Raw genomic sequence first — 15574 nt, 5'->3', positions numbered from 1 at the left:
ATGAACTCGGAGCGTTGATTACCACCACTCGGTAAATATAACCTCGTTATGGAAAATGCCTAGCGTCCGTGACCAAGGGCACTGATCTTCTAGAGCTGCCTGAGGCGGGCCTTCGCCTCGTCGTACTCACGAGCAAGTCGGTCGACCACATCAGCCGCGGGAGTGATGGCGGTGATCGCGCCGATACCCTGCCCCGAGCCCCAGATGTCGCGCCATGGCTTCACGCCCTCGTCGAGAGTGTCGCCGGTGCCGAAATCCATTGCCGAGGGGTCGGATTGGGCAAGGTTGTCGGGGTCCATCCCAGCGGCGGTGATGCTGCCGCGTAGGTAGTTGCCGTGTACGCCGGTGAAGAGGTTGGAATAGACGACGTCGGCGGCGCCGGAGTCGACGATCATCTGCTTGTAGCCGGGGGCAGCGTTGGCCTCGTCGGTGGCGATGAAGGCCGATCCGATATAGGCCAGGTCCGCACCCGCCGCCTGCGCGGCGAGGATATTGCGGCCGTGGGCGATCGCGCCCGAGAGCAGCAGCGGCCCGTCGAACCATTCGCGGATCTCTGACAGCAGGGCGAAGGGGGACTGGGCCCCTGCGTGGCCACCCGCGCCTGCGGCGACCGCGATCAGGCCGTCAGCGCCGCGCTCAACGGCCTTGTGCGCGAACACTCCATTGATGATGTCGTGTAGCACGATGCCGCCGTAGGAGTGCACCGCGTCGTTCACATCCGGCCGCGCACCCAGCGAGGTGATGACAATCGGCACCTGATGCTCGACGACCGTGGCCAGATCCTCCTCCAGCCGGTCATTGCTCTTGTGCACAATGAGATTCACCGCATACGGGGCAGATGGCTGCTCGGGATTGTCGGCGTCGTGCTTGGCCAGCTCCTCGTTGATCCGCGCCAGCCATTCCCGCAACTGTGACTGCGGCCGCGCGTTGAGCGACGGAAAGGAGCCCGCGATCCCCGCCCGCGATTGCGCGATCACCAGATCGGGTCCGGAGACGAGGAACATCGGGGACGCGACCGCGGGCAGGCGCAGGCGTTCGGACAGGATGGGCGGCAGGGTCATGGAACAGGTCCTTCGGTGAGCGGGGGAACTTCGCGCATGTCTCGCGAGCGGTAGAGATCGACTCCGCCGCACGAGCCGAGGATAACTTCGTTATAGAGTCGGTGGCAAGAGTGGCTTCCCGGCGCATTCCGGATCGGCCATCTGGTGGTTGCGGCCGACACCGGCAAGGTCACGCTGCTGTTGTTCCTCAATCGGGAAACCACCAGCACCAAATACCAGGGACCACGCGTGGACGGTAGCCGGGTGCGGGTCACCATGACGCATGCCGGTGGGCAATGCTCATCTCCGACATCACGCCCGTCTGACGGTTTCCGAGGTCATCGAGGGCCGGCAAACGCCCTGGCCCACGTGATGGAGGCCGCCTTGCGCATGGTCCAATAACGAAGTTACAGTTATTCGGGCCTGCAACCGAGTCTCCGAGGAAAGGGCAGACATGAAGGCATTCGTCGTCGCGAAGTACGGCAAAGACGGGCTCCGCGCCGCCGAGGTAGCCGAGCCGAAGGTTGGCAAGAACGACGTCCTGGTCCGGGTGCGGGCTGCCAGTATCAACCCGCTGGACAAGATGGTCCGCAACGGTGAGTTCAAACAGCTGCTGAAGTACAAGACCCCCTTCGTGCTCGGCCACGACGTCGCCGGTGTGGTGACCGAGGTCGGTGCGGGCGTCCGCGACTTCAAGGTCGGCGACGAGGTGTACGCACGCCCCCGCGACCTGCGCATCGGGACCTTTGCCGAGTACATCGCGATCGACGAGAGCGATGTCGCGCCCAAACCGGCCTCACTCAGTGTGCAAGAAGCCGCCGCCGTTCCCCTGGTCGCACTCGCCGCCTGGCAGATCCTGGTCGAAAAGGCTCAGGTCAAGCCCGGGCAGAAGGTCCTCATCCACGCGGGTGCCGGAGGCCTCGGATCCACCGTGATCCAACTCGCCAAGCACCTCGGGGCGTACGTGGCGACCACCGCCACCGGCGCCAGCGAGAAACTCGTCCGCGATCTTGGCGCCGACGTCGTCATCGACTTCACCAAGCAGGACTTCTCGCAGGTCCTCTCCGGCTACGATCTCGTGCTGGATTCGCTCGGCGGCGAGAACCTGTCGAAGTCGCTCACCGTGCTGAAGCCCGGCGGCCTGGCGATCGGAGTCGCGGGCCCTCCCGATTCCGGATTCGCCAAGCAGCTCGGCGCCCCCGCGCCCTTCAAGCTCGTGATGTCGTTCCTGAGCCGCAAGGTCCGTGGGGCCGCGAAGAAGCTCGGTGTGCGCTACTCGTTCTTTTTCATGCGGGCCAGTGGTGCGCAGCTCCGTGAGCTCGGCGCCCTCTATGACGCGGGTCATCTCCGTCCGGTCCTCGACTCGACCTTTGCGTTCGATAAGACCCTCGACGCGCTCGCCTATGTCGAGAGCGGCAAAGTCAAAGCCGGCAAGGTCGTCGTCACGCTCGACTGATGCTGGAGGGACCTTCACGACGTCAATCCTGAAAGGCCGCCTCGACCGGCCGGTACCGCCGGCGGTTGGGGCGGTTGTGCATGTGCTGGCCATCGCCCCCCAGGAGGCCCGGAGTCAACAGCCCCACTGTCGGCTGGCCTGATGGGGCCGACCTCACTGGCCATGCTCGCACTTTTCTTTGCTCTGAATGGCTACTCGATCGGCTGATTGATCGCGGCGTCGATCAGGCTGGCGAGAACATCATCGGTCGTGTACGTGCTGATCCACAGCCCGGGCGACTCGGTGCGGTTGAGCATAGCGATGCCATGTAATGCGACGGACAGTCCTGCGGCGATGACTCCGGATTGTGGAGTCGCGTCGCCGCCTCGGCAGCGAACGAGTCCCCGCGTAAGGACGTTCAGGGAGTGCGGCCTGCACCGATATGTGAAAAGCCATCGTGATTCCTCTCGAATCCCGACGGCATCCCCGCCGGTATCGTCCATTAAAGGAACGACAAAGTTCCTTTGCCAAGGGGTAGCTGATTTCGGAAAACGGGCATTATGGAAGGGTTCATTCCTGTGACATCGAAGAATCCAGCCGACCCGGCGCGGCCGCGGCCCCGCGGGGTGAGCCCTGGCCGCCCACCCAACTCGGCCGTGGCTGCGCGTCTTCGCCACATCCTCGGCGTGGCCGCCGCGGAGTTCGTCAACCGGGGGTACGCCGAAGCCAGTATGTCCCGCATAGCCGCCGACGCCGGTGTCTCCAAGAAGACGATCTACGCCCGATATCCGAACAAGGACGCGTTGCTCATGGCTGTCGCCGGTGATCTCGCGACACGGTCGTACGAAGGCGTCCTGACGGCGATCACCGATTCCGATGCAAAGCCGGAGCATGTGCTGACCGGTTTCGCAACGCAGGTGGCGAAGACCTGGGCTACTCCCGAGGCGATCGGGGTCTATCGGCTGATCGTCTCCGAGGCTGCCCGGTTTCCGCAGCTGGCTGCGATTTACCGGGACACCATGAATCGCTTTCGTAGCACCCTGGCCGACTATCTGCAGAAGCAGTGTGACGCCGGCACGCTGACGATCGCCGACGTCGACGCGGCCTCGCATCAGTTCGGCATGCTGGCCTACGGCGAGGTCCGCGAAAAAGGTCTGCTCGGCGAAACTGTGACCGACGACGACATCGCCGCAGTGGTGCGTCGCACGGTCGAGGTTTTCCTGCGGGGCTACGCAACGAGTGCTCGCGAATCGGACTCGAACTCGACTGGGCATCCGAACATATCTCGATAGCTCTGCGTGGATCGGGCCTCTTTCCCAACTGCGGTCACTGGATCCAGCAGGAGCATCCTGACGCGGCCAACAGTGAGCTATTGACCTCTCTGACGATCGACTATCTCATCGCCAACCGAGACCGCCGCGGCCGAGCTCGTGAGTCGGCCGTCAGGATTCGGCGATGCGATCGAGCCAGTCCCGCATCAGCGCCTTTTCGTGGGTGGTCAGGGCGGTGGTCTGTTCGAGAACTGCGTGCATGGTGATGGCGGCGGCGGCCGGGCCGGGGGCTGTGACGATGGGAGCTTCCGAGGTGACAACGGCGATAATGGCCTCGCGGGCCGCGTGTGACACCGCCCGGTCGCGACATTGCTCGGGCAGCTGGATCAGTGTCAGTGTCGTGCCGGTCGCGGCGGCGTAAACCAGTTGAGTGGCTCGATCTTCGCTGGCACGGAGCCGTCCCGTCGCGGCGATTCGGCGGATATGTCCGGCGAGAGCTTCGGTTGCGACGACGGTTGCGGATGGTGGAGTGCCGGGGCGTCGCTGTAGGCAAGCAGATAGAGCGCGGGCTCGGTGAGTCCGAAGTTGATGTGCTTATCCCAACTGGTGCGCAAATCCTCGAGCGGGTCGGCGCGGGATGTGTTGTCGCCGTTGCTGTTCAGATGTGTCGCCATCCCGTGTGCTGCCACCGCATCGAGGAGGCCATGCTTGTCGCCGAAGAGTCGGTAGATGGCCGGTGGTTGTACGCCCGCCGCAGCACTGATCGCTCGGGTCAGGACGGCTTCGCGACCGCCTGCGGTGAGCAGTTCCGCGACTGCGGAGACGATGCGGTCGCGGGGGTGCCGGTGACGGCGGAATGGTCCGCGTTCATGCGCTCATCGAATCATAACTTCGTTACAACCGGAACACTGTCAGTGCTCGCACGGTAACGACCCGGATAGGCGAGCGGGCTGCTCATGTCGACGGTACAGATCGGACCGAACGGCGAAATCCCCTGGTGCACTGCGGTATTGCCGAAGTTGGACGCGGTGTTGACCGCACTCGGCATGGCTGCCTTCGGGCGCACCTGCGGCGAGGCTAGACGAATGCGGGCGGCGGCAGGTAACCGTCCAGTTCCCGACCCAGCAGTGCGGCGAACTCGATCGTGGTCAGGTCGCCGCCACTGGGTCCCATCGCCTGAAGGCCGACGGGCAGTCCGCCCTTGCTCTTGCGCACCGGGATCGTCGTGGCCGGACCGCCGGCGATATTGGCGATTGCGCTCCATTTGACCTGATCCCAGTAGGGTCGATGCGCACCGTCGACGTCGATGTGTCTACCGAATCGGTCGATCGGCTTGTTGTGATGGACGGGTGCGGCCGTCGGGGCGACCGGCATCAGCACGACATCGAAGTCTCGATAGAACTCGAGCCAGCGTTGCCGGATCTCATGGCGTGCGGCATCGGCCTGCAGCCAGTGGTAGTGAGACTGGAAGGTTCCGTGGAGTGCATGGCCCGCTTCGCCGCGCGGATCCCGAGCCAGGCGCGCGAGCAGGGCGGCGTTGGAAGCGAAGGTGAGGCCGGAGCGATCGTAGGAGAACGCTCCGTACACCAGTGGCCGGAAAACACGGTGCGATTCCGTGATATCGACCGGGATCGTCGCGGGCTGCACCTCGACCCTGGCACCTGCGGCCCGCAGTACCGCGAGTGCGTCATCGACCGCGGCGGCGACGTCGTTGTCCACCGGGCAGGATGGATCCTCGCTCCACACGGCGACGCGGAAGTCGGCGAGCTTCCTCGCCCGTGGCGGCGCGAGGGTGTAGCTGAACCCGCCGTCGCGCTCCGGCGGCCCGACCGTCGCCCGCAGGATCGGGACGAGGTCACGCGCGTCGCGGACTTGCGCTCCGGCGCAGGCAAGATCCATATCCGCCCAGCGTCCGACGCCGGGGCCGCCGGGAACATGGCCGATCAGGGGGATGGAACGCCACGTCGCCTTGTGTCCGTACAAGCCGGTGAAGTGGGATGGAATCCTGGTCGACCCGCCGATTTCCGAGCCGAAGTCGAAGACCGACAGGCCGGCCGCGGTCGCGACCGCGCCGCCTCCTGCGGACCCTCCCGAGGTTCGGGTGGTATCCCACGGATTCGACGAAGGTCCGAAGACCGGGTTGTCCGCCTGGACGTCCTGATTCCCCGCAGGCATGTTCGTCTTCCCCATGATCACGGCACCGGCCGACCGCAACCGCTTGACCGCTTCGGCATCCCCATCCGGAACATGGCCTTCGAGGTCTCGACGCCCGCAGACCGTGCGCATGCCAGCGGTCTCGTAACTGTCTTTCAGCGTGATCGGCAAGCCGTGCAGCGGGCCTAGTTCCTTGCCTGCGTCCCGGGCGGCGTCGGCCGCTCTCGCCTCGCGCCGGGCACGCTCGGCGTCGAGTGTTACCACCGCATTCAGTTCTGCATTGTGGGTGGCGATTCGCGCTAGGTAGAGCTCTACGAGTTCCTGGGAAGTGATCTCACCCGAGGCCACCGCGTGCGCCTGGTTTACGGCTGCCTGGAACACAACATCATGCACTGCAAGCCTCGCATTCGGCCGCTGACGGCCTGATTGTCGCCATAGTGGGTGCCGCGTCCAGCTAGCTTCTGCGGTAATCGAGATCCGTCGAGTGCCGTCATATGCGGTGCCGCCGGGCGTGTGGTGCCGCGTTTCTGCGCTCGGCGAGCGAACCGGACCTGGCAACCTGCCTGGACGCGGCGCTAACCGCTGATCACGGCGGGCTCGGCGATCCGCTTTGCCGAATCGCAACGAAATCCTGTACTGCGCCTGTGCAGGCACCGGAATTCAAGATTCGAGGAAGTTCAGAACCTCGTCGACGAATTCCTTGTGATATTGGAAGATGCCGCCGTGTCCGGCGTCGGCATAGATTCTGAGTTTGGCGTTCGGTAGACGTTGGGCCAAGTCGAAGGAATTGCGGGTGGGTACCATCCGGTCGTCTTCGCCATTCACCACCAGCACAGGCTGCTGGATGCCCGCCAAGTTGGCGGGTTCCTGCGTCCCCCAGGCATGGATGGCCTTCAGTTGGGTGCGGAAGGCGCCGAGGGAAATCGCTTTATCGCGATCGTCGGTCCGTTCCTTCAATCGATTCACGAACTGTCGCGCCGCCGCCTTGCCGTTCGCTGTCCTGGTGAAGAACAGGTACTCCTTCGGATCTTTGAAGGTCAGCGTGGCTTTGATCATGTCGCGGATGGTGACAGCGGTGACTTTGTCAATGCCTTCCCCACCGGCCGGACCGGTGCCCGCGAGCACGATCTTTCGAACGAGCTGTGGATCTTCCTGCAGGATCGCCTGCGTGACGAAGCCGCCCAAAGAGAATCCGAGGATATCGACCTGATCGAAGCCCAGCGCCCGGATAAAGGTGATGGCGTCGTGCGCCATCGCGGCTACTGAATTCGGCGTCTTACCTTCTGATGCGCCGATACCTCGGTTGTCGAAGGTGATCACCGGATATTCGGCGGCTATGCCGTCGACAACCCTGGGGTCCCAATTGTCCAATACCGCGCCCAAATGGTTGAGAAAGATGACTGGCACGCCATTGTTCGCGCCCAGCTGTCGGTATGCGAAACGTGTTCCGCCGATATCGATAGTTCTGGTCGGTGCGTCTTTGTATGTGGTCATAGGTCACTCCTCACTGGTGGCCGTCGATGGCTACCTCTCGTGTGCTGCCGATCAGGTCGTCAAGCGATCCTGGCCGTGTCGGACATCCAGCTCCCGCACGATGCTCTGGGTGCCCGCATGTCGAGACATGTGCGCGTCCATGGCAGGGCCGAGCACGCCGCGCAGCGAGGAGAACGCCGCCCACCGGCGTGGGCGGACCACACGACCATTGCGGCGGGCAATACCTGCGACGATCGCCCTTGCGGCCTGCTCGGTGGTGATGCGTTTGTGCAGAACACGCGGCAAGGTGCCGAGCAGCGCCGTAGCCGCGGGGTCGGCATCGACGCTGCGCCGGATCATGTCCGTGTCGATCATCGCGAAATACGCCGTCGTCACGCTGACGTCATAGGCCGACAGTTCGACGCGCAGTCCGCGGCCCAACTGCTCGATCGCCGCCTTACTCATGGCGTAGGGAATCGTTCCGACGCCATTGAGGTAGGCGAAGACCGAGGACAGCAGCACAACGTGTCCGCTGTTGTCGATGACGCTGGGCAAACACGCGTGCACGGTATTGAGCGCGCCGCGGATATTGACGTCGAGCAGCCGGTCGACGACTCCGGGCGATGATGCGCGGAGGGTCGCTCCGCGCGCTGCGACGCCCGCGTTGGCGATGACGATGTCGATCCGGCCGAAGTGGTCGAGAACCTTGTCGGCGGCTTCGGTCATATCGGAAAGCCGCGTGACATCGCCGGACAGCGTGATCATGCGCGGCTCTTCCGATCGCGCCGCCCGGGCTTCCGGCAGATCGACGATGGCCACGGCTGCGCCACTATCGATCAGGCGCCGCGCGGTCGCGGCGCCCACGCCTTTCGCGCCGCCGGTGATGACGGCGACTTTCCCGACGAGTGACGACCTGCTCTGTCTACCGAGCACAGCAACTCCTTTGTCGCAGCGATGGTTTCGACTTCTTCGGTGCTGGTGTCAGCCTGCCGACTGCGGGTATTGCGTCGCGATGTCCCCGGCAAGCCCTGTCTGGAGATGACATCGGCCAGTACTTCGTCTGCTTCGGCATCGCTGTCGGCGAGTGCGAGCGCGCTGGCTAGAGGCCGCGCTTGCTTCCGAAAGACGCCCGGCCGTTCCGGCGCAGCAGCGCGAGAGCGGTGGCGATGCGTCCCCGATTCAGATCCGGCGCCAGACCGGCGCCCACACGATGCAACTGGTCGGTGTGCCAGCCGAGATCGAGGAATCCGTCGAGCCCCTTGAGATCGGTGATCTTGCCCAGGACGCCGCGCATGCCGGCTTGCACCCGATGCGCGGTGAGGGCTGGTGCTCGCCCCGCGAGGATTACGTCGGCGGCGTCGGTCGTCGTCGCGGTCGGTCGGCCGATGCCGACCACATCGCACTCTCCGGAGTGGACCGCATCGTCCATCGCGGCGCGGGACCGGAAACCGCCTGTGACAGCCAGCGGGATGTCGCCGACGAGGGCACGGACCGTGCGGGCGTACTCCAGGAAGTAGGCCTCCCGAGCCCGGGTACTGGCCGCGGCCGTGCCCATCATGGCCGGTTCCTCGTAGCTTCCGCCGCTGACCTCGATCAGATCGAGGCCCTCGCGTGCCAATGCCGCTATGACGTCGCGGGACTCTTCCTCGATGAACCCGCCGCGCTGGAAGTCGGCCGAGTTGAGCTTGATGCCCACAGCGAAACCCGGTGACACCCGCGCGCGGATGCGGCGGACGACCTCGAGTGCGAAGCGCATGCGTCGTTCGGGGTCACCGCCCCAGTCATCGTCGCGTTGGTTCGACAACGGCGAAAGGAACTGTGCTACAAGGTATCCGTGCGCGCCGTGCACCTGCACGCCGTCGAAACCCGCGGTCTCGCACACAACTGCCGCGGCCGCGAAACGCTCGATGATGTCCTCGATCTCCGCGGGCGTCAGCTCGCGGGGTGTGGTTGCGCCGGGCATGTTGAGGGGAATCGGGCTGGGGGCGACGGGGGTGTGCCCGAGCGCGAGCGGGTTCGACTGCCGTCCCGGGTGGTTGAGCTGCACCCAGATCGGGACGCCCGCATCCTTCGTCGACTTGGCCCAGCGGGTCAGTGCGTCGAGATCGCGCTCATCCTCGATGACGACGTTGCCGGGCTCGCCGAGTTGCGTGCGATCGACCATGACATTGCCGGTGATGAGCAAGCCGTACCCACCTTGGCTCCAGGTCGCGTAGAGCTGTTCCAGGCGGCCGTCGGGCGAGTTCTTCTTGTTGCCCAGCGCTTCGCTCAACGCGGCCTTCATGATCCGATTGGGCAGCACCTGGCCACAGGGCAGTGTCAGCGGGTCGTGTAGGGAGTTCATAGCGGTATTCCTTTCGGCTGGTCGGCCTCGAGCCGGATTCTTTTGCGCGGATAGAGGCGCGGCCCAGCTGATGGCTTTTGCGGGGTTCGGGTCGAACCTGCGGTTCGGCTGGACAAAGGGTTGCGCGGTGTCAGGTGGTCGACCACCTCATCTGCTTGCGGATGAGCGCTGCTGGCTTGCTCTCGCCGATCGACGCCTATCCGCGTTGGATTACGATCATAATATAATCTAGTGAGAGCGACCAGGGGCAAAATGGTTGTCCTGGCGTCGAAGGAGTGTGTGGGATGCGCCACGGGAGTGAGCACAAGGAAGCGACGAGGCGTCGGATCATCGAGGCGGCCGGTCGTCGGTTCAAGCGCAGTGGCATCGATGGCTCGGGGGTCGCCACTCTGATGAAAGATGCGGGGCTTACCAACGGCGCCTTTTATGCGCACTTCGCGTCTAAAGAGGATCTGGTCGCGAACGCGGTCGCCGATCAGCTACGTGAGCAGAGGGCGAGCATCGGTGCGCAGGTGCGAGACCGTGCCGGACTGGAGCAGTTCGTGCGTTGGTATCTTTCGCCGGAGCACCGCGACAGCCGTGAGGACGGTTGTCCCTCGGCCGCGTTGCTCGATGAGATCGGGCGTTGCTCGGATGCGACGCGGCGGGTCTACACCGACGGTGTGCTGGTTGTCATCGATGACATCGCGGCCTTGCTGTCGCCGACGGATCCGGGATCGGCACGCGTGCAGGTGCTCGGTGTTTTCGCCATGATGGCCGGGACACTGCAGCTTTCCCGCGCCGTCGACGATCGTCGGCTCGCCGATGACCTGCTGGACCAGGGCATCCGGAATGCCCTGGCGCTGTTGGGCGCTGCGCAAAAAGAGTGACCCGCCGCAGGAGATCCCGCAGCGGGTCATCGTCGAAGTAGCCTGTGAGAACGAAAGGCTACGCCCCGGCTGCGGCGTGGGTTGTCCGTAGCGAGACCTTGTCGATCTTGCCGACCGCGTTCTTCGGGATGGCGTCCACCACGACGAACGTGGTAGGACGCTTGTAGGGCGTGAGCTGCTCGGCGCACAGTGCTTTCAGCGCGGCGGGATCGATCGTCGAGTCCGGTCGTGGCTGCACGTAGGCGACGACGATCTCTCCCCATTTTTCGTCGGGTACGCCGATCACGGCGGCCTCGAGGACCGACGAGTCGCCGACCAGGACGTCCTCGATCTCCTTGGGGTAGATGTTCTCGCCACCGCGGATGATCATGTCCTTCGATCGCCCGACGAGTGTCAGATAACCGTCCGTGTCGACATGGCCGACGTCACCGGTATGCAACCAGCCGTCGACAATGACACGGGCGGTTTCGTCCGGACGGCCGAGGTAACCCCGCATGACATTGGGACCTCGGACCACCAGCTCACCGTCCATGCCTGGCGCCACCTCGGTGCCGGAGTCGTCGACGATGCGAATCTCCTGTCCCGGGAAGGGGATTCCCACTGTCCCGGCTCGTCGAGGGCCCGCGAGCGGGTTGATGGTGGTGCCGCATGTTCCCTCGGACAGGCCGTAGCCCTCGATGAGGGGGAACCCGTACCGAGCCTCGAACCGGGTCAGCAACTCGGCCGAAGCCGGTGCCGCGCCGCAGATTCCGAAACGCAACGACGACGTGTCCGGTCGGACACTGTCCGGGAGCGCGGCGAGAATGCTGTAGATCGTCGGCACGCCGCTGAAGAAGGTGGGACGCTCGGATTCGACGAGGTCGAAGAAGGTTCGGGGATCGAACCGGCCCGCGATGACGACACTCGCACCGGCGAGCAGCGGCGTGAGGATGCTGACCACGATCCCGTTGACGTGGAACAGCGGCAGGATCAGCAGGCACCGGTCGGTCGGTCCGACGCTCAGTGACTCGACGCCCATGGCCGCCATGGCGTCGATATTGGCGTGGTCGAGCATTACGCCCTTCGGAACGCCCGTCGTGCCGCTGGTGTAGATGAGCAGAGCAAGCGTGGACGAGTCCACCTGCGGCTGTTGAATCCACTCCACCGCGGTTTGATACAGCAGGTCCAACGCGGACGAATGCTCTGATGCGAGACCCGAGCTCGCGGCGCCGGTGTACAGATCGCCCACGGTGAGCGTGGTGATGCCGCCCGCCGGTGTGATGTCGTCCTCGACCACGAGCAGGCGGGCGCCCGAGTCGTCGAGCTGCCGAACCACCTCGTTGTCGGTCAGGCTCGGATTGACGGGCGTGATGGTGGCGCCCAGCCGCCAGGCCCCGATCAACAGCAGTACGAACTCGATTCGGTTCTTCAACTGGAGAGCCACGACATCGCCGGGTCCGATCCCGAGCGATCGAAGGTGCTCAGATGCGGCTCGGACGCGGTCCAGCAGCTCGGCATTGGTGAGCGACTGCGAGCCGTCGGAGAGCGCGGGTCCATGCGGATCCAGTTCGGCGCGGCGGTCGGGCAGTGAAGCAAAATTCATCGCGAGCGTACCTACCTTGATGTGGCGCGATCCGGTACCGGAATCGAAATGACGGGTGCCGAGGCGAGGTGGCGGGTAAGGAACTCGATCTGATCCGTGACCAACGCCTCGAAAGCATCGCCGAGGTAGAAGTCGAAGTGTCCGGCGTCGTAGGTCTTGATCTCCCCTCGGGGCGCGGTGCGCGCGTATCGGAGGGTCTGCGCGGGCGGGGTGACGGTGTCGGTGTTGCTGACGCAGAACAGAATTGGGATAATAATGTCTTTCGCCGCCCGCCCGGGCCGGTATGCGGCGATGGTCGGAATGACCCGCGCCGCCGCCTCGTTCACGAAGGTCGTCCCCGGGGGAATCAGTGCCTGGTAGCCGGGAAGTGCGTCGGGGGCGTTCATCAGAGCGAGCGAACCGGGGGACGCGGCGAGGGGGATTGTCACTGGCGGGCGGCCGAGGGCCATGGCCGTCAGGTCCTGGGCGAGTACCGGAGCGAGCTTGAGTGACGCGATCGGGCCAAGGGCGAGCGCGGAGGCCAAACCGTCGGTGAACGGGCACTGGGCCACGGCCGCGCGCAGTTCGGGATGGCGGGAAGCGACGGTGATGGCGTGGCCACCACCGAAGGAGCTGCCCCACACCGCAATTCGTGCGCCGTCGACGTCTCGGCGGGCCCGCACGTAGTCGATGGCGGCATCCCAGTCTTCCAACTGCTTCTTGATCGACAGCAGCTGGCGAGGTTGGCCGCCGCTGTCGCCGAAGTGCCGATAGGTGAAGGCCAAGCAGGCGATTCCGGCCTTGGCGAAATGTTCGGCGAAGGCGTCCATGCGCATTTCGCGGGTCGCGCCGAGACCGTGCCCGAGGACGACCACCGGTGGCGAGCTGACACCGGTGGGGAGGTAGAGCCACGCCGAGCAGGTGCTGGTGCCGGAGGAGAAATAGACGTCTTGACGGGTGAAGGGCTTCTTGGCGGCCATGGCTGGTGTCATCGTCCGTTCGTCGAGCGACGCCCGGGCACCGTTCCCCGTTCGAGCGCTTGCTTGTAGATGTCCGGGTTGTAGAGGGGGAGTTCACCGTTGGATTCGGTGCTCTCCATGTAGTCGAGCATCAGTTGCTGACCCTCTTTCGACAGCGCGGTGGCTAGGAATTCGGTGCGCTCGACGTGCAGGCCGTCCGTCAACGACATCGAGCCGCCGAAATACACCGCCCGCTTGATGGCCTCGACCGATCCCTTCGTCCGCGAGCCGAAATGTTTTGCGAGTTCGACCGCCCGCGTGACAACTTCGTCCTGCGGGACCACGTCGTCGACGGCTCCGTTGGTCAGGGCCTGCGCGGGCGTGAACGGCTTACCCTCGAGGATCGCGACCAAGGACTTGTGGGTGCCGATCAGGCGAGGCAGCCGCTGGCTGCCACCACCGCCCGGCATGATGCCGAGGAGGACCTCCGGTTGGCCGATGAAGAAGTCACCGTCGGCCATCACCCGAAGATCGTTCGCCCAGGCGAACTCCGCCCCGAGGCCGAGAGCCGAACCGTTGAGAGCGGCGATGAAGATGACGCCGCTGCGGTTCATCCGCAGGAATGTCGCGTGCAGGCGCTCGAGCTCGACCGCGGGCCCCATCGGGGTGCGGTTCACCAGGGGACCCAGGCGGGCCCGGTCCACATTCTTGGCGGTACGTGCGAGGACGGAGGCGCCGAGTCGGTTGACCGGGGGCACCGTGGCGCCGCCCTCCTGCAGCCAGCGGACATCGGCATGGCTGACGAACCGCTGGGGATGCGCCCCGGTGAAGACGACCGCGTGCACACTCGGGTCGCGGTCGGCCCGGTCCACCAACGCTTCTAGTTGGTTGGAGATCTCCAGACCGAACAACCCGTGCGGCCCGCCGTCGACGCGCACGATCAAAACGGAGCCGCGATCCTCGATATCGAGGTGCCCCTTGCTGTGATGTCTCATCGACTCTGCCTCCGTGGTGAGTTGATCGGGATCGGCGAGCGGATGCCTGGCCACGCTGCCAATAACGAAGTTACACGTCTAGGATAACGAAGTTACAGCATGTGTGGCAAGAGCCATCCGACCGGGCTCGAGGCCCGGGTGGGTGTGGAGTCAGGTGGAAATATGAGGAATGTGTCAGAGGAATCGACGATCGAAAGCGTGCCGGAGCGCCTCGTCAAAGCGACAATCGGTCTGCTGGCCGAGCAGGGGCCCTCGGCCATCAAAGCGCGCGCGGTGGCGTCGGCGACCGGGCTCTCGACGATGGTGGTCTACAGTCACTTCGGCGGGATCCCGGAGCTCGTCCGAGCCGTCGTCGATCGGGGATTCGAGGAACTCGACAGGGCGTTCTCCCAAATGCCGGTGACGGCGGATCCGATCGCAGATCTCTTCACGATGGCGTTGACATGTCGGCGGGTCGCCCGCGAGAACCCGCACCTCTACGACCTGATGTTCGGTCTGTCCACGCGCGCGACATACCGGCCGATGGGGGATTCCGATATTCGTTTCAGCGGGCGGTCTCCTGCCTTCCGAAACGCCTACGCGCACATAGTCGAAGCGTGCCAACGGCTTGTGGACTCGGGCCGGGTCGAGCAGCAGGAACCCGGGGTGGTCGCCGCTCAGTTGTGGAGTTATGTGCACGGCTACATCACCCTCGAATTGGCCGAGCACTTCGCCGACTTCAGCGACGCGGTTGTGCAGGTGATGCTGCCGATGGGTGTCAACTTTTCGGTCGGCCTCGGAGACGAGCGGGGTCGGGCTCAGGTCTCGCACGAGGCGGCTTTGCGCCGCTACGACTCGATCAATCCTCGGTAACTCCGTCGGTGGGACTGCCCTCGGTGAGTAGGACGCTCGCCGCGGCCTCGATCGCGTAATCCCGTAGCCGGGCGGCGATGGCATCCGCGCCGCCGGCGGCTCGCGATGCCATCTCGGGATCGGTGATGGTCTGCACCGTCACCGGTACGGTCAGGCCGAGCCGCGCACTCGCGACGACTACCGCCGCTTCGTACGCCGCAGTGTAACGCTGGTATCGCTGCGGTGTCTTCGAGAGCGGACCGTCGGATTCTCCAATTCCGTTGTTGCCGAAAATATCCCAGATATCGAGTGGTGCGATGACGGGCTCCGTTCGACCCGGCGCGAGCCATTCGAGGGTGGCCGATTCGCCACCGGCGAGGCTATGGATGCAGGCTGCCTCGTTGCTGTTCGAATCGTCCCGCGACGAGCCGCGCGACGCTGCCGACGTTGGCGGCCACGGTTTCCAGAACGCTGGCCAGGAATTCGCCGAAGTCGATCGGTTCGCCGCCGGGCTCGTGCCGCACCGCCTCGGTCAGAGCGCTTACTGCGGCGGCATGCAGCTCGGCCCAGCGATCTCTGATCGGAGTCGCGATTGCTGATGGCGGGGTTGTCGGACAGTTCGGGTCGGTCATCTCGAGTGAA

16 protein-coding genes are annotated in these 15574 nt (G+C 64.9%); 4 read left to right on the top strand and 12 right to left on the bottom strand.

The features are described 5' to 3' along the window. Positions 1-89: 89 nt before the first annotated feature. Complete coding sequence (locus tag ACZ60G_RS38080) at positions 90-1061, bottom strand: NAD(P)H-dependent flavin oxidoreductase (protein WP_465816677.1); 972 nt, start codon at positions 1059-1061, stop codon at positions 90-92. A gap of 433 nt (positions 1062-1494) precedes the next feature. Between ACZ60G_RS38080 and ACZ60G_RS38075 the strand changes: the two genes are divergently transcribed. Further along, the gene (locus ACZ60G_RS38075) at positions 1495-2496 is read left to right on the top strand and encodes an NADP-dependent oxidoreductase (protein WP_465816675.1); all 1002 of its coding nucleotides are present in this window, start codon (positions 1495-1497) and stop codon (positions 2494-2496) included. A 635-nt stretch (positions 2497-3131) separates the two neighbouring features. After that, complete coding sequence (locus tag ACZ60G_RS38070) at positions 3132-3767, top strand: TetR/AcrR family transcriptional regulator (protein WP_465816674.1); 636 nt, start codon at positions 3132-3134, stop codon at positions 3765-3767. A gap of 150 nt (positions 3768-3917) precedes the next feature. On the opposite strand, the gene ACZ60G_RS38065 is transcribed toward ACZ60G_RS38070, so the two are convergent. From ACZ60G_RS38065 to ACZ60G_RS38040, 6 genes are all read right to left on the bottom strand, one after another. Next, on the bottom strand, positions 3918-4100 hold the full coding sequence (locus ACZ60G_RS38065; protein ID WP_465816672.1) for a hypothetical protein: 183 nt from the start codon (positions 4098-4100) through the stop codon (positions 3918-3920). 38 nt (positions 4101-4138) lie between these two features. Then, positions 4139-4420, bottom strand: coding sequence for a hypothetical protein (locus tag ACZ60G_RS38060; protein WP_465816671.1), 282 nt, complete (start codon positions 4418-4420; stop codon positions 4139-4141). Positions 4421-4823: 403 nt separating this feature from the next. Then, complete coding sequence (locus ACZ60G_RS38055; RefSeq protein ID WP_465816669.1) at positions 4824-6293, bottom strand: amidase; 1470 nt, start codon at positions 6291-6293, stop codon at positions 4824-4826. Between the two features lie 267 nt (positions 6294-6560). Continuing rightward, on the bottom strand, positions 6561-7394 hold the full coding sequence (locus tag ACZ60G_RS38050; protein ID WP_465816667.1) for an alpha/beta fold hydrolase: 834 nt from the start codon (positions 7392-7394) through the stop codon (positions 6561-6563). 51 nt (positions 7395-7445) lie between these two features. After that, positions 7446-8306: an SDR family NAD(P)-dependent oxidoreductase gene (locus tag ACZ60G_RS38045; RefSeq protein WP_465816666.1), complete on the bottom strand. Its 861-nt coding sequence runs from the start codon at positions 8304-8306 to the stop codon at positions 7446-7448. Between the two features lie 166 nt (positions 8307-8472). Next, entirely contained in the window at positions 8473-9717 is a 1245-nt protein-coding gene (locus ACZ60G_RS38040) for an NADH:flavin oxidoreductase/NADH oxidase family protein (protein ID WP_465816664.1), read from the bottom strand. Positions 9718-10001: 284 nt separating this feature from the next. Here ACZ60G_RS38040 and ACZ60G_RS38035 point away from each other — a divergent pair, with 284 nt between their 5' ends. Then, a complete protein-coding gene (locus ACZ60G_RS38035; protein WP_465816662.1) occupies positions 10002-10586 on the top strand; it encodes a TetR/AcrR family transcriptional regulator in 585 nt (194 codons plus the stop codon). A gap of 58 nt (positions 10587-10644) precedes the next feature. Here the strand turns inward: ACZ60G_RS38035 and ACZ60G_RS38030 are convergent, their stop codons facing one another. The 3 genes from ACZ60G_RS38030 to ACZ60G_RS38020 are packed head-to-tail and all read right to left on the bottom strand — an operon-like array spanning position 10645 to position 14101. Next, complete coding sequence (locus tag ACZ60G_RS38030; protein ID WP_465816660.1) at positions 10645-12168, bottom strand: class I adenylate-forming enzyme family protein; 1524 nt, start codon at positions 12166-12168, stop codon at positions 10645-10647. Between the two features lie 11 nt (positions 12169-12179). Then, a complete protein-coding gene (locus ACZ60G_RS38025; RefSeq protein ID WP_465816658.1) occupies positions 12180-13139 on the bottom strand; it encodes an alpha/beta hydrolase in 960 nt (319 codons plus the stop codon). Further along, positions 13136-14101, bottom strand: a complete 966-nt coding sequence (locus ACZ60G_RS38020) for an enoyl-CoA hydratase/isomerase family protein (protein ID WP_465816656.1) — start codon at positions 14099-14101, stop codon at positions 13136-13138. Before ACZ60G_RS38020 ends, ACZ60G_RS38025 begins: the two co-directional genes overlap by 4 nt. 162 nt (positions 14102-14263) lie before the next feature. Between ACZ60G_RS38020 and ACZ60G_RS38015 the strand changes: the two genes are divergently transcribed. Beyond that, positions 14264-14953, top strand: a complete 690-nt coding sequence (locus ACZ60G_RS38015; RefSeq protein WP_465816654.1) for a TetR/AcrR family transcriptional regulator — start codon at positions 14264-14266, stop codon at positions 14951-14953. On the opposite strand, the gene ACZ60G_RS38010 is transcribed toward ACZ60G_RS38015, so the two are convergent. Together ACZ60G_RS38010 and ACZ60G_RS38005 are read right to left on the bottom strand one after the other, a co-directional pair. After that, a complete protein-coding gene (locus ACZ60G_RS38010) occupies positions 14940-15095 on the bottom strand; it encodes a hypothetical protein (protein WP_465816652.1) in 156 nt (51 codons plus the stop codon). The two genes, ACZ60G_RS38015 and ACZ60G_RS38010, sit on opposite strands and share 14 nt — an antisense overlap. A 217-nt stretch (positions 15096-15312) precedes the next feature. Continuing rightward, positions 15313-15564 carry a hypothetical protein gene (locus tag ACZ60G_RS38005; RefSeq protein ID WP_465816650.1) on the bottom strand — a complete coding sequence of 84 codons (252 nt, stop codon included), beginning with the start codon at positions 15562-15564 and terminating at the stop codon, positions 15313-15315. Positions 15565-15574: the final 10 nt, after the last annotated feature.

Source organism: Nocardia sp. NPDC102475, from assembly GCF_055584605.1.
Note: the sequence above shows the minus strand (reverse complement) of the source record. Positions and strands in the feature narration are given on the sequence as shown.